At 66.7% G+C, this 20,183-nt stretch carries 17 protein-coding genes; 3 read left to right on the top strand and 14 right to left on the bottom strand.

The features are described from left to right. Nucleotides 1-2: 2 nt before the first annotated feature. The 3 genes from AB6807_RS17235 to AB6807_RS17225 are packed head-to-tail and all read right to left on the bottom strand — an operon-like array spanning nt 3 to nt 4,335. Complete coding sequence (locus AB6807_RS17235; RefSeq protein WP_371085514.1) at nt 3-1,046, bottom strand: ABC transporter ATP-binding protein; 1,044 nt, start codon at nt 1,044-1,046, stop codon at nt 3-5. Nucleotides 1,047-1,062: 16 nt separating this feature from the next. After that, nucleotides 1,063-3,321, bottom strand: coding sequence for an ABC transporter permease (locus AB6807_RS17230; RefSeq protein WP_371085513.1), 2,259 nt, complete (start codon nt 3,319-3,321; stop codon nt 1,063-1,065). Next, the gene (locus AB6807_RS17225; RefSeq protein WP_116912260.1) at nt 3,322-4,335 is read right to left on the bottom strand and encodes an ABC transporter substrate-binding protein; all 1,014 of its coding nucleotides are present in this window, start codon (nt 4,333-4,335) and stop codon (nt 3,322-3,324) included. 147 nt (nt 4,336-4,482) lie between these two features. On the opposite strand from AB6807_RS17225, the gene zwf reads away from it, so the two are divergent. Continuing rightward, a complete protein-coding gene (gene zwf, locus AB6807_RS17220) occupies nt 4,483-5,955 on the top strand; it encodes a glucose-6-phosphate dehydrogenase (protein ID WP_116912261.1) in 1,473 nt (490 codons plus the stop codon). A gap of 37 nt (nt 5,956-5,992) precedes the next feature. Here the strand turns inward: zwf and ygiD are convergent, their stop codons facing one another. The 10 genes from ygiD to AB6807_RS17170 form a co-directional block, all read right to left on the bottom strand. Further along, on the bottom strand, nt 5,993-6,892 hold the full coding sequence (gene ygiD, locus AB6807_RS17215; RefSeq protein WP_371085511.1) for a 4,5-DOPA dioxygenase extradiol: 900 nt from the start codon (nt 6,890-6,892) through the stop codon (nt 5,993-5,995). 85 nt (nt 6,893-6,977) lie between these two features. Next, complete coding sequence (mctP, locus tag AB6807_RS17210) at nt 6,978-8,480, bottom strand: monocarboxylate uptake permease MctP (RefSeq protein ID WP_286513422.1); 1,503 nt, start codon at nt 8,478-8,480, stop codon at nt 6,978-6,980. Then, the gene (locus AB6807_RS17205) at nt 8,480-8,659 is read right to left on the bottom strand and encodes a DUF3311 domain-containing protein (protein WP_371085510.1); all 180 of its coding nucleotides are present in this window, start codon (nt 8,657-8,659) and stop codon (nt 8,480-8,482) included. The genes mctP and AB6807_RS17205 overlap by 1 nt, the downstream gene beginning before the upstream one ends. 131 nt (nt 8,660-8,790) lie before the next feature. Continuing rightward, nucleotides 8,791-9,846, bottom strand: a complete 1,056-nt coding sequence (locus AB6807_RS17200; RefSeq protein WP_371085509.1) for an ABC transporter ATP-binding protein — start codon at nt 9,844-9,846, stop codon at nt 8,791-8,793. Next, the gene (locus AB6807_RS17195) at nt 9,843-10,913 is read right to left on the bottom strand and encodes an ABC transporter ATP-binding protein (RefSeq protein WP_116912265.1); all 1,071 of its coding nucleotides are present in this window, start codon (nt 10,911-10,913) and stop codon (nt 9,843-9,845) included. The genes AB6807_RS17200 and AB6807_RS17195 overlap by 4 nt, the downstream gene beginning before the upstream one ends. Before the next feature lie 21 nt (nt 10,914-10,934). Continuing rightward, nucleotides 10,935-11,846 carry an ABC transporter permease gene (locus AB6807_RS17190; protein WP_116912266.1) on the bottom strand — a complete coding sequence of 304 codons (912 nt, stop codon included), beginning with the start codon at nt 11,844-11,846 and terminating at the stop codon, nt 10,935-10,937. A gap of 72 nt (nt 11,847-11,918) precedes the next feature. Then, the gene (locus tag AB6807_RS17185; RefSeq protein WP_116912267.1) at nt 11,919-13,505 is read right to left on the bottom strand and encodes an ABC transporter substrate-binding protein; all 1,587 of its coding nucleotides are present in this window, start codon (nt 13,503-13,505) and stop codon (nt 11,919-11,921) included. A gap of 31 nt (nt 13,506-13,536) precedes the next feature. Beyond that, entirely contained in the window at nt 13,537-14,811 is a 1,275-nt protein-coding gene (locus AB6807_RS17180; protein WP_116912268.1) for a M20 aminoacylase family protein, read from the bottom strand. 1 nt (nt 14,812) lies between these two features. After that, nucleotides 14,813-15,793 carry an ABC transporter permease gene (locus AB6807_RS17175; protein WP_371085508.1) on the bottom strand — a complete coding sequence of 327 codons (981 nt, stop codon included), beginning with the start codon at nt 15,791-15,793 and terminating at the stop codon, nt 14,813-14,815. A 196-nt stretch (nt 15,794-15,989) separates the two neighbouring features. Beyond that, nucleotides 15,990-17,255: a porin gene (locus tag AB6807_RS17170; protein WP_286513436.1), complete on the bottom strand. Its 1,266-nt coding sequence runs from the start codon at nt 17,253-17,255 to the stop codon at nt 15,990-15,992. Between the two features lie 281 nt (nt 17,256-17,536). Between AB6807_RS17170 and coq7 the strand changes: the two genes are divergently transcribed. Further along, the gene (gene coq7 / locus AB6807_RS17165; protein WP_371085507.1) at nt 17,537-18,166 is read left to right on the top strand and encodes a 2-polyprenyl-3-methyl-6-methoxy-1,4-benzoquinone monooxygenase; all 630 of its coding nucleotides are present in this window, start codon (nt 17,537-17,539) and stop codon (nt 18,164-18,166) included. 18 nt (nt 18,167-18,184) lie between these two features. On the opposite strand, the gene AB6807_RS17160 is transcribed toward coq7, so the two are convergent. After that, nucleotides 18,185-18,634 carry an OsmC family protein gene (locus tag AB6807_RS17160; protein ID WP_093125587.1) on the bottom strand — a complete coding sequence of 150 codons (450 nt, stop codon included), beginning with the start codon at nt 18,632-18,634 and terminating at the stop codon, nt 18,185-18,187. A 252-nt stretch (nt 18,635-18,886) separates the two neighbouring features. Between AB6807_RS17160 and AB6807_RS17155 the strand changes: the two genes are divergently transcribed. Beyond that, a complete protein-coding gene (locus AB6807_RS17155) occupies nt 18,887-20,167 on the top strand; it encodes a porin (RefSeq protein WP_371085646.1) in 1,281 nt (426 codons plus the stop codon). Nucleotides 20,168-20,183 lie beyond the last annotated feature (16 nt).

Here is a 20,183-nt window from a genome sequence, read left to right as displayed (position 1 = left end):
TTTCATGCGCCGGGCACCACGCTCACGCCATGGGCTCCCAGCGACAGCGTGGTCCGCGTGCCGGCGGCCAGCGGCCGCGACAGGTCGGTGGACATCACGAAGACCGGCCCCAGGGTGGTGTCGAAGCCATATTCGTAGAAGCTGCCCAGGTACGCCGCCTTGCGCAGCGTGGCCGGCAAGCCGTCGATGGCGCCGATCTGCCAGGCCTCGGGGCGCACTGCCACCTTCACGCTGCCGGGCGCCACCGCGTAGCGCGGCTGCACGCGCAGCGGGCCCAGCGACACGCTGCCGTCGGCCTGCGCCGTGGCGGGGAACACCATCGCCTCGCCCATGAAGCCCGCGACAAACTCGCTCTCGGGCCGCCCGTAGAGCTGCTCGGGCGTGCCGCGCTGGGCGATCACGCCGTGGTCCATCACGATGATCTGGTCGCTCACGGCCAGCGCCTCGCTCTGGTCGTGCGTCACGTAGGCCACCGTGAGCTTCAGCCGCTGCTGCAGCGTGCGGATTTCTTCCCGCATCTCGCGGCGCAGCCGGGCGTCGAGGTTGGACAGCGGCTCGTCGAACAGCAGCACTGCGGGCTCCAGCACCAGCGCGCGCGCCAGGGCCACGCGCTGCTGCTGGCCGCCGGAGAGCTCGCTGGGCAGCCGCTCGTCGAAGCCGACCAGGCCCACGCCGCGCAGCGCCTCGCGGGCGCGCGCCGTGGCCTCTTCCTTCTTCGCGCCGCTCATGCGCAGGCCGTAGCCCACGTTCTCGATCACGTTCATGTGCGGGAACAGCGCGTAGCTCTGGAACATCATGCTCACGTTGCGCTCGGCCGGCCCCAGCGTGGTCACGTCGCGCCCGCCCATGAAGATGGAACCCGAGGTCGGCGACTCCAGCCCCGCGATCATGCGCAGCGTGGTCGTCTTGCCGCAGCCCGAGGGGCCGAGGATGGTGGTGAGCGTCCCCACGGGCACCTCGAAGCTGATGCCCTTGACGGCCAGGGGCGCGTTCCTGTCGGTGCCGTAGCGCTTGGTGACGTTGCGGAATTCGATGCCGTTGCTCATGTCTTGTTCTCTCGTTTCAATGCACCGGCGCGGCCACCACGGGTGCCCCCGCCTTGCGCCGCCCCAGCTTGCGCTCGCCCACCACGAACTGCACCAGCGCGATGGCCAGCGACATCAGCACCATGAGCACCGTGCAGTACGCCAGCGCGATGCCGTAGTCGCCGTTGCCCACGCGCCCGATGATGTAGGTGGTGGCCAGCTCGTTCTCGGCGGTGACCAGGAAGATCACCGCGCTCACCGTCGTCATGGCGCGCACGAAGCTGTAGACCAGCGCGGCCACCAGCGCCGGCTTCAAGAGCGGCAGCACCACCTTGAAGAGCGTTTGCGAGGTCGATGCGCGCAGCATCAGCGAGGCCTCGTCGAGCGAGCGGTCCAGCTGCTTGAAGGCCGCCGTGCCCGCCCGCACGCCCACCGGCAGGTTGCGGAACATGAAGCACAGCACGATGATCAGCCCCGTGCCCGTGAGCTCGAACGGCGGCACGTTGAACGCCAGGATGTAGCTCACGCCCAGCACCGTGCCCGGAATGGCGAAGGCCAGCAGCGCGCCGAACTCGAAGAAGCCCTGCCCCTTGAATTCGTTGCGCGCCAGCAGCCACGCAATGAGCAGGCCCAGCGCCGCGGTGATGGGCGCCGAAATGCCCGCCAGCTTGAGCGTGGTGATCAGCGAGTTCCACGCCGTGCCCGCCCACACCAGCCCGAACTGCCCCCACTCGAGCGCGAAGGCGCTCTTGAAGTGGTTCAGCGTGAAGGTGTAGTCGCGCCCCCAGGTCTGCACGAAGCCGCCCGCGAAGGCGAACAGGTAGACCACGGCGGTGAATGCGATCCATGGCAGCGCCACGCAGTAGATGGTGCGGCGCACGCCGTCGGGCAGCGCCATGGCGATGCCGGCGTCGCCCTTGCCGCTCACGGTGGTGTAGTTCTGCTTGCCGAGCAGGCCGCGCTGCAGCGCGAACACGCCGAGCGCGAACAGCGTGAGCACCCAGGCCAGCGAGGCCGCGCGGCCCTGGTCGTACTGCGCGCCGACGATGGCGAAGAAGATGTCGGTCGACAGCACCGAAAACTGCCCGCCCACGACCACCGGGTTGCCGAAATCGGCAATGCTCTCGATGAAGCCCACCAGGAAGGCATTGGCCAGCCCCGGCTTCAGCAGCGGCAATGTCACGGTGAAGAAGGTGCGGCGCCGGTCGGCGCGCAGCATCTGCGCGGCTTCTTCCAGGCTGGGCGCAATGCCCTGCACCACGCCGCGCATGATCATGAAGGCGATGGGCGTGAACGCGAACAGCTGCGCCACCAGCACGCCCGGCATGCCATAGAACCAGCGCGTGGGCTCGATGCCGAACACGCTCTCCAGCACCTGGTTGACCACGCCGGCACGCCCGAACAACAGGATCAGCCCCAGCCCCACCACGAAAGGCGGCGTGATGATGGGCAGCAGCGCCAGCACGCGCAGGGCGCCCTGCCCGCGCTTGCTGCCGCGCTCGGCCATCAGCGCCATCAGCGTGCCGAGAAAGGTGGTGCCCGCGGCCGTGAGCAACGCCAGCACCAGCGTGTTCCAGGCCACGCCGCAGCGCACGCCGCCGGCCAGGCAGCCCACACCCCAGATGCGCTCGGTGAACACGCGCGCGATGAAGGCGCTGGCGGACCAGTGCCCGTCTTCGTTGAAGAACGCACCCGCCAGCGCCTTGCTCACCGGGTACGCGATGAACAGCGCCATCAGCACGCCGCAGCCGATGACGGCGGCGGACACGAACAGGTCGCCCTTGAACAGGCCGAGCCGCGCCATGCCGAAGGCCGCCAGCAGCACCAGCGCCGTGAGCGCCACGAAGCCGCCCGCGCCGATGCCGAACTGGTTGATGGCCAGCTCGCCGAACTGCGTGTTCAGCGCGGCAAGGCTCCAGCCCTTGGCGCCGATGGTGAAGCCCGCGACGGCCAGCCCGATGGCGCCCGCGGCGCCCCCGGCCAGCAGCCAGCGCCCCTGCGCCTTGCCGGCCGGCAGCCATGCACCGATGGCGCACAGCGCGAGCCCCGCCAGCCCGATGAAGAGCCAGCCACGCCCTTGCGTGGCCGCCTGCATCAGGCCGTTGGCGCCCTCGGCCTGGCCGAACACCTGGGGAACGGCTTCGTACCAGGTCGCATCCTGGATGGCATACCAGGGCAGCAGCAGGTACGCCGCAAAACCCAGCAGTACCCACGCCCGGATCCAGCGCTGCGAGCGCCGTGCCGCGGCCAGCGACGCCGGGTTGACCGGCGCGCCCTCGTTGGAACGCGCGCTCACTTAGCGGGGAAGCGAATTGACGTCTTTTTCCCAGCGCGCGATGAGGCGGCGGCGCTCGGCGCTGGCGCCGTACTTGGCGTAGTCGTAGTCGATGAACTTGATCTTCTTGAAATCAGGAATGCGCGGGTCGAGCTTGGCGGCGACGTTGCTCGGCAGCTGGAACTGCTTGTTGGCCGCGCCCAGTTCCTGCGCGCCGGGGGTGAGCGCCCATTCGTAGAACTTCTTGGCCGCGTCGAGGTTGCGCGCGCCCTTCACGATGCTCATGGAGCCGATTTCGGCACCGGTGCCGTCGCTCGGCGTGATGGTTTCCACCGGAAAGCCCTGCATCTTCTCGCCCGGGCCGTCGTGCACGAAGCTGATGGAAATCGCGGTCTCGCCGCGCGCCACCGCCTTGATGGGGCCGGTGCCCGAGCGGGTGTACTGGCCCACGTTCCTGTGCAGCGCCTTCAGGTAGTCGAAGGCCTTGTCCTCGCCCATCATCTGCACCAGCGTGGCGATCATGGTGTAGGCCGTGCCGCTGGATGCGGGGTTGGCCACCTGGATGTCGCCCTTGTATTCGGGCTTGAGCAGGTCGGCCCAGGTCTTGGGCACGGGCAGCTTCTTCTTGGCGAGCAGCTCGGGGTTGTAGCCGAAGCCCAGCGGGCCCGAGTAGATGCCCACCGTCTTGTAGCCCGACTGCCTGGCCTGCTGCTGCGCCCACGGATGCAGCTGCGACAGCGAGGGCGACTTGTATTCGAGCGTGAGGCCCTGCTCGGCCGCCTGCAGGTGCGGGTCGCCGGTGCCGCCGAACCACACGTCGGTCTTGGGGTTGTCCTTCTCGGCGATCAGCTGGGCCAGCGCCTCGCCCGAACCCTTGAGCGCCATGTTGATGCGAACACCCGTGGTGCGCGCGTACACGGTGGAGATCACGTTGCACCATTCGGCCTGCACCGAACAGATCACATTCACGGTCTGGGCCGAGGCCATGGCCGACAGGCCGAGCAGCGCGGCTGCGGTAAAAATCTTGCTCTTCATTGGGAATCTCCGCCTCATCAACAAAAAAAGGCCTTGCGGCCACGGGTCAGCATAGCTTTAGTACAGGTTTAGAAAATCGGTACAAGTACCATCGCGACTGCACCCGGCCCGCGGCCTGCCGGGCATCCAGACAAAGGAAAGTTTTTCATGAGCTTCGATCTCGTTCTGTTCGGCGGCACCGGCGACCTCGCATGGCGCAAGCTGATGCCCGCGCTGTTTCAGGCATTCAGGCACGGCAGCCTTCCGCAAGACGGCCGCATCATCGGCGTGGCGCGCGACGACCACTCCGACGACCAGTACCGCGAGCTCATCCAGTCGCGCTTCAGCGCGGTCGAGGGCTCCAAGCGGCCTTCTCCGGAAGAGTTCAAGAAGTTCGCGTCGATGCTGCACTACCTGCGCATGGACCTGTCCAAGCCCGACGACTACGCGCGGCTGTCCGAGCTGCTCAAGCAGCGCAACGCCGACACGGTCGTGATGTACGTGGCCACCGCGCCCGCCCTCTTCACGCAGGTGGTCGAGCAGATTGCCGCGGCCGGCCTGAACGGGCCGAGCACGCGCATCGTGCTGGAAAAGCCGCTGGGCCACGACCTGGCCTCCAACCGCGCCATCAACGCGGCGGTGAGCAAGGTGCTCGAGGAAAAGCAGGTCTTTCGCATCGACCACTACCTGGGCAAGCCCTCGGTGCAGAACCTGTTCGCGATGCGCTTCGGCAATGCGCTGTTCGAACCCATCTGGCGGCGCGAGCACATCGCCAACATCCAGATCACCATCGCCGAAGACCTGGGCGTGGAAAAGCGCGGCGCCTTCTACGACCAGACCGGCGCGCTGCGCGACATGGTGCAGAACCATGCGCTGCAACTGCTGTGCGCGGTGGCCATGGAGCCACCGATCAACGCGCACGCGGACGCCATTCGCGACGAAAAGCTCAAGGTGCTGCGCGCGCTGAAGCCCTGGACGCCGGAGAGCCTGAACCTGCACGCGGTGCGCGGCCAGTACACGGCCGGCACGGCCTACGGCGAGCGGGTGCAGGGCTACCGCGACGAGCCCGGCGTGCCGCCCGACAGCCGCACCGAGACCTTCGTGGCGCTGCGCACCGAAATCGCCAACTGGCGCTGGGCCGGCGTGCCCTTCTACATTCGCACCGGCAAGCGCCTGGGCTCGCGCGACGCGCGCATCGAGGTCAACTTCCGCCCCACCCCGCACGCCATCTACCGCGCGCCGGCCGGCAACGTGAACAAGCTGGTGATCAACCTGCAGCCCAAGGACGGGCTCGAGCTGCACATGCTCGCGCAGGCGCAGGACAACCGCCAGCGCAACAACGGCGCCAACAGCGCCGCCACCCAGCTGGCGCCGGTGCAGCTCGACCTGGACTTCGACAAGCGCTTCGGCTCCGAGCGCGTGGGCGCCTACGAGCGGCTGCTGCTCGACGTGATCGACGGACGGCTGAACCTGTTCGTGCGCAGCGACGAGCAGGAAGAGGCCTGGCGCTGGGTGGAGCCGCTGATCGAGAGCTGGGAATCCGACGGCGGCCCGCGCCCCTATGCGGCCGGCACCTGGGGCCCGAGCGCGTCGAGCGCGATGATTGCGCGCGACGGCTTCTCCTGGGGCGAAGAGCAGTAGTCAGCCCTTTCGGCCGACCTGACGGAAGGCCGCGCGTTCAGCCGAACTGCAGGCACCGCATGCTGAGCGTGCCCGACTGGAATCCCTCGTAGACCGTCTTCGCGCGCTCGCCGCTTCCTGCGGCACCGAGGGCGTAGAGGAAGGGGTAGTAGTGGTCGGGCGTCGCCACCGCGGTGCCCGCGCCCGCCAGCTTCTCGTAGTCGACCAGCGCGCGGTCGTCGCGCCCCGCCAAGGCGGACTTCACCGCATCGTCGAAGGACTGCGCCCAGGGCCGGCTCGCACTGGGTCCGTCGGGCGTGCCGCGGTCGGTGGCGCGCAGGTTGTGCACCACGTTGCCGCTGCCCATCACCAGCACGCCCCTGTCGCGCAACGCGGCCAGGTCGCGGCCCACGGCGTAGTGGAAGGCGGCGGGCTTGTCGTAGTCGATGCTCAGCTGGAACACAGGCACGTCGGCCTTGGGGTAGAGGTGCTTCAGCACCGACCAGGTGCCGTGGTCCAGGCCCCACTGGTCGGTGGCGATCACCGCGGATTGCTTCACGACGCCAGCAGTTTCGCGGGCCAGCGCGGGATGGCCCGGCGCCGGGTATTCGACGTCGAACAGCGCCTGCGGAAAGCCGCCGAAATCGTGGATCGTCTTCGGGTTGGCCTGCACGCCCACGCCGGTGGCGCCACGGCTCAACCAGTGCGCCGACACGCTGAGGATGGCCGTGGGCCGCGGCAGCTCGCGGCCCCAGGCCGACAGCCGACGGGTGAATGCGTTGTCGGCAATGGCGTTCATGGGCGTGCCGTGGCCGATGAACACGACCGGCATGCGCCGGGCCGGCACGGCGGCCTGCACGCTGCAGGCCAGCGAGGCCAGCACCGCGGTCGCGCCCAGGGCGGTGCCCATCAGGAAGCCGCGGCGGCCGAGTTCGGAAGTGGCGAGTGTCGTCGTCATTGGCATGGCGGCACTCTGCAACAGATTCCGGCGCAAGGCGGTGCCTTTGCGCACACTTTTTTTCAGTGCGCGCCCGGAAGCGGGTTCACTTTCTCGCGAGCACCGGCTCGCGCAGCGGCCCACCCTTCACCACCAGTTGCACCAGCACCGCCACCACGATATTGAGCACCAGCGCGGTCAGCCCGGTGTACAGCGTGTAGCTGCCGTCGCCGATGACGAAGGTGTGCACCGGCTTGATGCCGTCCGAAAACGCCAGCCAGCTGCCGCCCACCAGACCCACCGCCCAGCCGGCGAGCAGGGCCGGTGCGCGGAACCAGCCGAAGAACAGGCCGAACACCACCGACGGAAAGGTCTGCAATATCCACAGCCCGCCCAGCAGCTGCAGGTCGAGCGCGAACTGCGTGGGCAGGAACAGGATGAACACCAGCGCCCCCAGCTTCACCACCAGCGAGACGATCTTCGCGACCTTGGCCTCGCCCGCGGGTGTGACGTCGGGCTTGACGTAGGCCTTCCAGAAGTTGCGCGTGAACAGGTTGGCCGCGCCGATCGACATCACCGCCGCCGGCACCAGCGCGCCGATGGCGATGGCCGCGAACGCGAAGCCCGCGAACCACGACGGGAACAGCGCGTTGAACAGCGCGGGCACCACGTCGTTGTTGCTCTTCACCGTGAGCTTGGCCGCGTAGGCCATGTAGCCCAGCAGCGCGATCAGCCCGAGCAGCACCGTGTACGCCGGCAGGAACACGGCGTTCTTGCGGATGGTGTTGGCGCTTCTGGCTGCGAAGATGCCGGTGAGCGTGTGCGGGTACATGAAGGCCGCGAGCGCCGAGCCCAGCGCCAGGCTGGCGTACGGCAGGTACTGCGCGGGCTTCAGCGTGAGCCCGGTGGCGCCGCCCTTGGCCGCGAAGGCGTCGCCGGCCGCATGGAACACGCTGGCGTAGCCACCCAGCTTCATGGGCACCAGCACCACGGCGACCAGCACCACGATGTAGATCATCAGGTCCTTCACGAAGGCGATGAGCGCCGGCGCGCGCAGGCCCGCCGAGTAGGTGTACAGCGCCAGGATCACGAAGGCCGCCGCCAGCGGCAGCTCGCCCGTGAGCCCCAGGGCCTTGATGACCACTTCCATGCCCACCAGCTGCAGCGCGATGTACGGCATGGTGGCGACCACGCCCGTCACCGCGATGGCCAGTTCCAGCGCGCGCGAGCCGTAGCGCCCGTACACCACATCGGCGGCCGTGACGTGGCCGGCCTTGTGCGCCGCGTGCCACAGCTTGGGCATGATGACGAAGACGATGGGGTACACGAGGATGGTGTACGGCAGCGCGAAGAAGCCGTAGGCGCCCACGGCGTACACCAGCGCGGGCACGGCGATCACGGTGTACGCCGTGTAGAAGTCGCCGCCCACCAGGAACCAGGTGATCCAGGTGCCGAAGTTGCGCCCGCCCAGGCCCCATTCGTCGAGATGCGCGCCCTTGCTGCTGGCGCCGCCGCTCTGCCAGCGCGAGGCCCAGAAGCCCATCACGGTGACCAGCAGGAAGAAGAAGACGAAGACCGCGAGCGCGGTCCAGTTGACGTGGCCGTCCATCATTCGTCTCCCTCTTCATACCCGCTGCGGTACACAAACCAGATCAGCAGCGCGGTAATGGGCACCCACAGCAGCTGGTACCAGTAGAAGAAGGGAAAGCCGAACAGCTCGGGCAAGGGGCTGTTGTAGAACGGCAGCCACAGAAGCCCGATGAAGGGCAACAAGAGCAAGGCCCACATGTGCTGTTCTCCTTGGTGTGTTTATACGAAAGCACCGAGGAGTTATAGACCTTCCGCCGATCACGCGGCGCCGACCCGGAAATACGGGTCGGTGCTAGACGAGGCGCAGGGCGCGCCCCCGAACACACCCGCTAGATGCGCCCTTCTTCGGCCGCGTGGCACGCCACCTGCACGCCCCGGATGCTCAGCAGCTTCGGCCGCTCCGACGCGCAGCGCGCGTTGGCGTGCGGGCAGCGCGGATGAAAGGCGCACCCCGTGGGCGGGTTCAGCGGGTTGGGCACCTCGCCCTGCACCGGCGTGCGCTGGCGGCCGGTGTGCTTCATCTGCGGAATGGCGTCCAGCAGCATGCGCGTGTACGGGTGCTGCGGCGCCGCGAACAGCGTGTGCTTGTCGGCCACCTCGACCAGCCGCCCGAGGTACATCACGCCGACCTGGTCGGCCACGTGGCGCACCACCGCGAGGTTGTGCGAGATGAAGAGGTACGTCAGGCCCTGCTCGCGCTGCAGGTCCTTCATGATGTTGAGCACCTGCGCCTGCACGCTCACGTCCAGCGCCGAGGTGGGCTCGTCGCACACCAGGAACTCGGGCTGCGTGGCCAGCGCGCGCGCAATGGAAATGCGCTGGCGCTGCCCGCCGGAGAACTGGTGCGGGTACTTGCTCATGTCCAGCGGCGACAGGCCGACCGATTTCAGCAGCTCGCCCACGCGCTCGCGCAGCGCGGCCTTGTCGGTCAGGATGTCGTGCTCGCGCAGCGGCTCGCCGATGATGTCTTCCACGATCCAGCGCGGGTTCAGGCTCGCGTACGGGTCCTGGAAGATCATCTGGATGCGCCGGCGCAGCTTGCGGCCCTCGGGCGTCTTGAAGGCTGCGTGCGCGTCCTGCCCGTCGAACTGCAGGCCGCCGCGCGTGGGCGCGTACAGGCCCACCAGCAGCCGCGCCACGGTGCTCTTGCCGCAGCCCGACTCGCCCACCAGCGCCAGCGTCTTGCCGCGCTCGATGGAAAAGCTCACGCCGTCCACCGCATGCAGCAGCACGCGCGGCTTGCGTTCGAGCACGCGGTTGAGCCAGGGTGGCGACACGTCGAAGGTGCGGGCGAGGTCGTGCGCGACCACCAGCGGTTCGCCGGTGGAAGCGGTCGCGGCCGCGGCCGTGCCTGCGTTGTCACGGGGTTCGATCACGGCGCTCATCGCGTCACCTCCGCCAGGGGTTCGGACGCCTCGGGCGCGGCGCGTTCGCCGGCCGCGAGCGCGTCATGGTGCTGCGCCGCTATCTGCGCCTGCCCCGCGTGCGGGTCGGCGCCGTCGTGCAGCCAGCAGGCGGCGCGCGTGGCGCCGGCATGCATCAGCTCGGGCCGGTCGGTGAGGCAGCGCGCGAAGGTGCGCGGGCAGCGCGGGTTGTACGCGCAGCCGGTCGGAATGGCGTTGAGCCGCGGCATGGCGCCGTCGATCTGGTTGAGCCGTTCGCGGTCGCTCGTCATGTCGGGAATCGAGGCCATCAGGCCCGAGGTGTAGGGGTGCGCGGGCTGGTGGATCACCTCGTGCACCGGGCCGATTTCCGCGATGCGGCCCGCGTACATCACGGCCACGCGGTCGCAGGTCTCGGCGATCACGCCCATGTCGTGCGTGATGAGCATCACCGCGGCGCCGCGGTCTTTGCAGATGCGCTTGAGCAGCTGGATGATCTGCGCCTGGATCGACACGTCGAGCGCGGTGGTCGGCTCGTCGGCCACGATGAGCTTGGGCTCCGCCGCCAGCGCCAGGGCGATCACCACGCGCTGGCGCATGCCGCCGGAGAACTGGTGCGGAAAGTGGTCGATGCGCTGCTCGGCCGCTGGAATGCCGGTGTCCTGCAGCAGGCCGATGGCGCGCTTGCGGGCCTCGGACTCGGTCACGGGCAGGTGCGCGCGAATGGTCTCGACCAGTTGTCGGCCCACGGTGTACAGCGGGTTCAGCGAGGTCAGCGGGTCCTGGAAGATCGCACCGATCTTGCGGCCGCGAATGGGCCGCATCGCGTCGAAGCCGAGGTTGTCGATGCGCTGGCCGTCCAGCACGATCTCGCCGCCGGCCACGCGGCCCGGCGGCTCCAGCAGCCCGATGATGGCCGCGCCCGTGAGCGACTTGCCGGCACCCGACTCGCCCACCACGCCCAGGATTTCACCGGGCGCGATGTCGAAGGAAATGCGGTCGATGGCACGCAGCGTGCCGCGGCGGTGTGGAAACTCGACGACGAGGTCTTTGACCTGGAGCAGCGTCATGGTGGCGTTGTCCTTTTCTGTTCAGCGCAGGCGCGGGTTGAGCGCGTCGCGCAGCCAGTCGCCCAGCAGGTTCACGCTCAGCGCGATCAGCACCAGCATCAGCCCCGGGAACACCGTGATCCACCATTCGCCCGAGAACAGATACTGGTTGCCGATGCTGATGAGCGTGCCCAGCGAGGGCGAAGTGGGCGGCACGCCGACGCCAAGGAACGACAGCGTGGCCTCGGTGATGATCGCGGTCGCGACCTGGATGGTGGCCAGCACCATCACCGGCCCCATCACGTTGGGCAGCACGTGGCGCAGCATGATGCGCATGGGCGCCACGCCGGTGACGCGCGCGGCCTGCACGTATTCCTTGTTGCGCTCCACCAGCGTGGAGCCGCGCACCGTGCGCGCGTACTGCACCCAGCCCGTGAGCGAGATGGAAATGATCAGCACGCCGAAGGCCAGCGACTCGTTCGCGCCGGGAAACAGCGCGCGGCCGACGCCCGAGATGAGCAGCGCCACCAGAATGGGCGGAAACGACAGCATCACGTCGCACACGCGCATGAGGAAGGAGTCGAGCCAGCCGCCGAAGAAGCCGGCCAGCAGGCCCAGCACCACGCCGACCGCCACCGACAGCACCACCGACACCAGGCCGACGATGAGCGAAATGCGCGCGCCGTAGATCACGGCCGAGAGAATGTCGCGGCCCTGGTCGTCGGTGCCCAGCAGGTACTTGGAAGTGCCTTCGGCGCTCCACGCGGGCGGCAGCCGGGCGTCGCCGAGTTCGAGCACCGCGAGGTCGAACGGGTTGTGCGGGGAAACCCATCCGGCGAACAAGGCGCAGATGACGCAGACCAGCGCAATGAGCGCTGCCACGATCGCCACCGGCGAGGTGCGAAAGCTGTAGCCGACATCGCTGTCGAGCCAGCGGGCTAGTGTTTTTTTCATCGTGAGGCAAAAAGGAATGGGCCCGCAAGAAGCGGGCCCATGGTCGGGCCGCTCAGAGAGCGGCCCTGGGGATCACGGCTTGATGCTCATCCACTTGAACGGCATGTAGTTGTCGGCCATCTGCGTGAGCGAAACCTTCTTGCTCACGCCCCAGGCCAGCGTCTGCTGGTGCAGCGGCAGGTGGCCGATGTCGGCGGTGTGCAGGTCGAAGGCTTCCTTGATCATCGCGTCGCGCTTGGGCTTGTCGGTCTCGGACTGGATCTTCTTGGTCAGCTCGTCGACCTTCGGGTTGCAGTACGCGCCCAGGTTGAACTGGCCGGCGCCGGTCTTGTCGTCGGGGCAGGCCATCAGCGCGGTCAGCGCGTTGTGCGAGTCGTAGGTGGTCGGGGTCCAGCCCAGCATGTAGAAGCTGGTGTCGCGGCGCAGCACCTTCGGGAAGTAGGTGCCCTTGGTCTCGGCCACGAGGTTGATCTTGACGCCGATCTTCGCGAGGTTGGAGGCCACGCTCTGGCAGATCTGGCCGTCGTTCACGTAGCGGTCGTTCGGGCAGTTCAGCGACACCTCGAAGCCGTTGGGATAGCCGGCGTCGGCCAGCAGCTTCTTGGCGCCTTCGACGTCCAGCGGCAGGCGCTTGTCCTGCGCTTCGGTCCAGCCGTTGATGCCGGGGCCGACCATCAGGCCGGTCGGGCGCGAGGCGCCGCGCATCACGGTGCGCTGGATGCCGACGATGTCGATGGCCTGGTAGAAGGCCTGGCGCACGCGCTTGTCCTTGAACGGGTTCTTGCCCTTCACGCTGGAGTAGAGCAGCTCGTCGCGCTTCTGGTCCATGCCCAGGAAGATGGTGCGCAGCTCGGGGCCGGAGATCACGCGGGCCGTGGGGCTGGCGTTGACGCGGGCAATGTCCTGCACCGGCACCGGCTCCATCACGTCGACTTCGCCGGAGATGAGCGCGGCCACGCGCGTGGCGGGGTTGGCGATGGGCGTGAAGATGACTTCTTGCGCGTTGCCTTCGATCTTGCCCCAGTAGGTGGGGTTGCGCGTGAACACGGTGCGCACGTTCGGCTGGCGCTCGCGCACGCGGTACGGGCCGGTGCCGTTGGCCTTGAACGAGGCGGTGTTCTCGATGCCCTTGCGGCGGTCCACGGGCGTGACGGCCTTGTTCTCTTCGCACCACTTCTTGCTCATGATCATGAGCTGCGTGATGACGTCGGGCAGGATCGGGAACGGACCCTTGGTCTCGATCTCGATGGTGTACGGATCGACCTTGCGCACTTCCTTGATGTCGGTGGTGTTCGACTTCATGTCCGAACCGTCGCCGGAGGCACGGGCGAAGCTGAAGATGACGTCGTCGGCGTTGAACGGCGTGCCGTCGTGGAACTGCACGTTCTTGCGCAGCTCGAAGCGCCACACCGTGGGCGAGGTCTGCTTCCAGCTGGTGGCCAGCAGCGGCGCGACGCTCAGGTCCTTGTTGCGCCCGACCAGGGTTTCATACACGTTGGCGGTGGTGCTCAGCTGCAGCGACTCGTTGAGCGAGTGCGGATCGAGCGACAGCGCGTCGCCCTGGTTGGAAACGCGGATGGTCTGCGCGCCGGCGACCATGCTGATGGCGCCCAGGGCGCACAAAACGGCGGCCGCAGCCACACTCTTCTTGAAACTCATGGGGACACTCCTCGGGTTGAAATCGAACACATCACGTCGCCGCGGTGGCGGCTGCTTTTCCTGGCTGCGCACCGCGGGTAGCGGCAAGCGGCATGCCCTGCTCGATCAGGCCGGCATGCAGCGCGGCGCCGAGCGGCAGGATCTCGTCGTTGAAGTCGTAGCGGCTGTTGTGCAGGTATGCGCCGTTGTGCACGTTCTGGCCGATGCGCAGGTAGGCGCCGGCTTTTTTCTGCAGCATGAAGGAGAAGTCTTCGGCGCCCATGCTGGGCTCCATGTTGCGGTCCACGTTCTTGGCGCCCACCAGCGACTCGGCCACGTCGGCCGCGAACATGGCCTCGGGCGCGGTGTTGATGGTGGCGGGGTAGATGCGCTCGTACTCGATGCGGGCGGTGGCGCCGAAGCCCGCGGCAATAGCCGTGCACAGCTCGCCCAGGCGCTGCTCGACCTGCGCCTGCACGCGCGCGCTGAAGGTGCGCACCGTGCCCACCAGCGTGGCCTCGCCCGGGATCACGCTCATGGCGCCCAGGTCGCCGGCCTGCATCGCGCAGATGCTCAGCACGGCCGCGTCGATGGGGCGCACGTTGCGCGAGACGATGCTCTGCGCCGCGGTGATGATGTGCGCGGCGACGATGACCGGGTCGACCGTCTGGTACGCGTGCGCGCCGTGGCCGCCCTTGCCCTTGATGTGGATGGTGATGCGGTCGGCCGCGGCCATCATGGCGCCGCGGTTGATGCCCACGGTGCCGGCCGGCATGGCGGGCCAGTTGTGCATGGCGTAGACGGCGTTCACCGGAAAGCGGTCGAACAGGCCGTCCTCGATCATCACGCGCGCGCCGGCGAAGCCTTCCTCGCCGGGCTGGAAGATCAATACGGCGGTGCCGTCGAAGTCGCGCGTCTCGGCCAGGTAGCGCGCGGCGCCGACCAGCATGGTGGTGTGGCCGTCGTGGCCGCAGCCGTGCATGAGGCCGTCGTTGGCGGAGCGCCAGCCGAAGTCGTTGTCCTCGCGCATGGGCAGCGCGTCCATGTCGGCGCGCAGGCCGATCATGCGGCCGCTGGCCGTCGAGCGGCCGCGGATGATGCCCACCACGCCCGTCTTGCCGATGCCCTCGTGGATCTCGTCGACGCCGCAGGCGCGCAAGGCTTCGCGCACGCGGCCCGAGGTGTAGACCTCTTCGAAGCCGAGCTCGGGGTGCGCATGCAGGTCGCGGCGAAACGCCGCGATCTCGGGGTAGAAGCTGGCGATGTGCGCAAACGCGCGTCCCGACGCCTGCAGGCGCGGCGCCTCGGCTGTGGTTGCCGTCGTCATGTCAGTGCCCTCCCGCCTTGCCAACGCGCAACCGCGGATCGACCACGAAATACAGCAGGTCGACCACCAGGTTGATCACCACGAAGATCAAGGCAATGAGACAGAGGTAGGCCGCCATCACCGGGATGTCGGCGAAGGTCACGGCCTGGATGAACAGCAGCCCCATGCCCGGCCACTGGAACACCGACTCCGTGATGATGGCGAAGGCAATCAGCCCGCCGAGCTGCAGGCCGGTGATGGTCATGACCGGCACCAGCGTGTTCTTGAGCGCGTGGCCGAAATGGATGGCGCGGTTCGACAGGCCCCGCGCGCGCGCGAACTTGATGTAGTCGGTGCGCAGCACCTCGAGCATCTCGGCGCGCACCAGCCGCATGATCAGCGTGAGCTGGAAGATCGCCAGCGTCACCGCGGGCAGCACGATGTGGTGCCAGCCGTCGACGCGGAACAGGCCGCTGGTCCACCAGCCGAAGCTCACCGTCTCGCCGCGCCCGAAACTCGGGAACCAGCCCAGCGTGACCGCGAACACCAGGATCAGCAGGATGCCGATGAGAAAGGTGGGCAGCGACACGCCCAGCAGCGACACGGTCATGAACACCTGGCTCATGAAGGTGCCTCGGCGCAGCGCCGTGTACACGCCCATCGGGATGCCGATGAACAGCGCCAGCGCGGCGGCCACGAGCGCGAGCTCGAGCGTGGCGGGAAAGCGCTCGCCGATCAGGCGCGACACCTTTGCGCCCTGGCGCAGGCTGAGACCGAACTCTCCTTGTGCGGCATTCACCAGGAAATGCCAGAACTGCACGAAGAAGGGCTGGTCGAGCCCCAATGAGGCGCGCAATTCGCGGATCTGGTCAGGCTTGGCGTCTTGTCCCAGCAGGAACACGACGGGGTCGCCCACGTATTGGAAAAGGAGGAAGGCGATGAACGCGACCGCGACCATCACGATCACGGCCTGGATCAGGCGGCGCAGTACAAAGGCAATCATTCAGCAACAAAAGTGAACGGGCATGCTAGCAGTGCAAGGTGCGTGCCCGCACGGGGGTTCCCCGGGGGTGCACGCACTTGGTGCTGTTTGCCAACACTGCTTCGCGTGCCTGCGCCAGAACGAAAAAAGCCACTCGACTTTCGTCGAGTGGCTTCTTGAGCTTTTGAATTCGAAGCTGGCTTACGCCAGCGTCAAATTAGAAAGCGTGACGGATACCGAAGTCGTAGCCGGTGGAGGTCTTCGGGGTGAAGGCGCCAGCTGCGTTGTTGTAGAAGCCAGGGCCGCCAACGGTCAGAGCAGCACCGTTCTTGTTGCTGATACGAGCGATCGTTGCGTACAGAGCCGTGCGCTTCGACAGGTTGTGCACGTAGCCCAGAGCCAGCTTGTTAGCCTTGGGATCCGGCGTGTTCAGAGCGAACGGGTTGGTGTTGACCGTGTTGAAGTCGTACTTGACGTGCGACCACGAAGCGCGGATCAGGCCAGCACCGACCGGCACGGTAGCGCCGAGCAGGTAACCGGTCAGGTCGATGTCAGGACGGCCACCAGCGAACGGCGTCACTTCGTAGTCGATCTTGTTCTTGGCCTTCGACAGTTCACCGAACAGCTTCACGGGACCGAAGTCATACGAAGCGCCCAGGTTCAGGGTGTTGACCTTGGTGGTCGTGCCAGCGTAGTAGTTGTCGCCAACCGTGCTGCTGCCGTAAGCCAGTGCAACGTCCAGAGGACCGTTCGCGTAGCCGAAACGGCCACCGACGTAACGGCCTTGGCGTTGGCTGTTAGCAACGTCAGGCGTGAAGATGCCCGAGTCGTACTTGGTCTTCTCAGCGAAGCCGTACTGCAGCTGGCCGTAGAAGCCGCCCAGGTTCGGCGGCAGGAAGTAGCCGACGGTGTTGCTGGCGCGAACGTAGTTGCTCGAACCGACGTTAGCGAACGAACCAACGGTAGCTGCCGGCGAACCGAAAGCGCCGAAAGGCGTGTTAGCCGTCGAGATCAGGTTGGTGCCAACGCCGTTGGTGCCGAACGGATCGAACACGGTGTCGTTCCAGAACGTCGGGGTGTAGTCACGACCCAGGCGGATTTCACCGAAACCACCCGACAGGCTCACGGTCGAGCGACGTGCGAAGGTTGCGACACCTTGGCTGCCGTCGTCGTTGGAGATCGGGGCTTCGAGCCAGAAGCTGGCTGCCAGACCGCCACCCAGGTCTTCCGTACCACGGAAGCCCAGACGGCTGGAGTTGTAAGCCGAGTTAGCCAGTTCACGACGGCTGGTCTTGACCGAACCTTGGTTCAGGTAAACGGGGATGCCGAATTGGTTCGGGAAAACGGTCGCACGGTTGTCACGTGCGGTGTTCGAGTAGCCCGTTACCGAAGCGTCGACCACACCAAACAGGGTGACGGACGACTGAGCCGAGGCAACACCGGCAACAGCCAGGGCAGCCAGAGCAACTAGAGATTTTTTCATTGCAAGTTTCTCCAAGGTTAAACATAGGGCTCCGGTGCGAAGGGCTCACTGTGACTGGCACTTAGTGCTCCCACCGGACCCCGGGCCAACCTCCTTTTGGGAAGTTGATGCTATTGCACCAGAGCCGCTGCGGCAGGGCAAAACAATTCGCCCGAAAAGTGGACTGGTCCGCGCGTTTCGTTGCACGCCTGCAACAACAGACTTGGACCCCTCTTTGCACCACCATGTGAAATATGACGCAGCACAAGCAGGTCATTTCCGGCGTGGGTTCAAATAGACCCATGACGCTTCTGCTCGACCCTGTTTTGACTGCGGCGGACGCCGCGTTGCGCACCCTTTTCGCCCGGCCGCATGCCACCCGGGCCATGCCCACCCCGAGCCAGATGCCTGGCGAAATGACGGAGTCAGAACGCCGCGAGGCGGGCGCGCTGATGCGTGTGAACCACGTCGGAGAGGTCTGCGCGCAAGCGCTTTACACGGCGCAGGCGGCGGTAGCGCGCGATCCCGCCCTGCGCGCCCAGTTCATCGAGGCTTCCCACGAGGAAACCGATCATCTGGCCTGGACTCGCCAGCGCCTGGAAGACCTGGAAGCGCGTCCTTCATTGCTGAATCCGCTCTGGTATGCCGGTGCTTTCGGCCTCGGCCTCGTTGCCGGGCGACTGGGCGACCCATTGAGCTTGGGCTTTGTGGCCGAAACAGAACGGCAGGTAGAAGCCCATTTGGACAGCCATCTGGACCGCCTTCCGCCCGCGGACACCGCTTCCAGAGCCGTTGTAGAACAAATGAAAGCCGACGAGGCCCGCCACGCGGCGCAAGCCGTGGACGCCGGCGCGGCTGAGCTTCCCGCCCCCGCCAAGGCCTTGATGCGCGTGGCATCCCGCGTCATGACAACGCTGGCGCACCGCATCTAGCCGGCGTCGGCCGGCCCCTCAGGTTTCGATCAGTTCGAAACTTGTGGTGATCTCGGCCGTCTTCGCCAGCATGATGCTGGCGGAGCAATAGGTTTCGTGGCTCAGCGCAACCGCGCGCTCCACGGCGGAGGCCGGAATGCCTTTGCCAGCCACGGTGAAGTGCATGTGGATCTTGGTGAACACCTTGGGGTCCTTCTCGGCGCGCTCGCTGGTCAGCTTGACGCTGCAGCGCTCCACGCGATGGCGCCCGCGCTTCAAAATGAGCACGACGTCATACGCCGTGCAGCCACCGGTGCCTGCCAGCACCGTCTCCATCGGCCGCGCTGCCAGGTTCTGGCCGCCGTTCTCGGGCTTCGCGGCGTCAGGGGCGCCGTCCATCATCAAGACATGGCCACTGCCGGTCTCGGCAACGAAGCCCATGGCCGATCGCGTGCCGGCGTCACCGGTCCAACTTACTGTGCATTCCATGGTTTTTCGGGGTTCCAGTGAGGGATATCGGGCAAAAATGCACGCCGAGATCCGTTTATGTGTGGGAAAAGCGTCACTCGCTTGTTGCATCGCAACAAACAGTCGATATACTTTATTTCATTGCGCGCCCTGTTGTGCGCACCCAGTTGTCTCCTCCACCCTTCCAATTGGTGGATTTAGCCCCGAGCTGCAAAGCTCGGGGCTTTTTTCTTGCCTGAACGCGAGCAAAGGCCCTCGGCCACTCTAGTGCGCGTGCCGAAAAGGGCAGCTGCTCTGGCTGCCCTGGCTGTTGCCGGTGTTGCCTCGGCTCAGTCGTCCGTCACCCTGTTCGGTGTGGTCGACGCATCGATCAGCGGCTACTCGTCCAAGTCGCAAGACCTGAAGCCCACCGTACTGCGCAACGACTTCCGCGTTCCTACCTATACGAACCAAGGCAGCGTCAAGGTCAGCCGCACGGCCCTGGCCAGCTCCGCCTACAACTCTAGCCGCCTGGGTTTCCGCGGCACCGAAGACCTCGGCGGCGGCCTGGCGGCGAGCTTCTGGCTCGAAGCCCCGATCACCAACGACGACGGCGCCACCGGCATTTCGACCTTCGCTCGCCGCTCCACTGTGAGCCTGTCCGGCGGTTTCGGTGAAATCCGCCTCGGCCGCGACTACACGCCCACCTTCTGGAACGACACCGTGTTCGATCCGTTCGGCACGAACGGCGTCGGCACCAACTTGATCAGTTCGGCCAACGGCTTCAACGTCGCGACCAACAGCTCGGGCGGCTTCGCGGGCAATCAAAACTACGTGCGTGCCAGCAATTCGATCGGCTACTTCCTGCCACCGAACCTGGGCGGCTTCTATGGCCAGGTGATGTACGCGTTCCACGAGAACGACAAGTACAAGAATGGCGATTTCACCCCTGCAACGGGAAGCGGCTTCGTGCTCAACGCGAAGACGGGTGCCATCGAACAGGCCTCCGCAGCCAAGAGCCGCACAGGCCGCTACGTCGGTGGTCGCTTCGGCTACGCCAACGGCCCGCTGGACGTCGCTCTCGCCTACGGCAACAGCACGGTCGGCGACCAGTACTACCCCGGCACCACCGACGCCGTGAAGACCTTCAACCTGGGCGCTTCCTACGACTTCGGTCCGGCAAAGCTGTTCGGCGAGCTGTCCCGTGCCAAGAACTCGCGCGACTACGAAGTCACGCCCATCCTCGGCGGCCGCCCCGATGTCGATCTGAAAGGCTACCTGCTCGGCGTGACGGTGCCAGTCGGCGCGGGCCTCATCCGTGCTTCGTTCTCGAGCGTCAAGTACGACTACAACCTGCCGGTCGGCTCCACCCAGCGCGACCCGAAGGCCAACAAGCTGGCGCTCGGCTACGTGCACAACCTGTCGAAGCGCACCGCCCTGTACACCACGGTGGCTCGTGTGAGCAACAAGAATGGCGCTGCACTGACCGTGGGCGGCCCGGCCTTCACGATCACCGGCGGCTTCACTCCGAAGACCTCGACGGGCTACGACTTCGGTATCCGTCACGCGTTCTGATCTTCGCTTGACCCCG

Origin of the sequence: Variovorax sp. RCC_210, from assembly GCF_041355175.1 — a bacterium.
Taxonomy (GTDB): domain Bacteria; phylum Pseudomonadota; class Gammaproteobacteria; order Burkholderiales; family Burkholderiaceae_C; genus Variovorax.
This window is presented reverse-complemented; position numbering and strand designations above follow the sequence as displayed.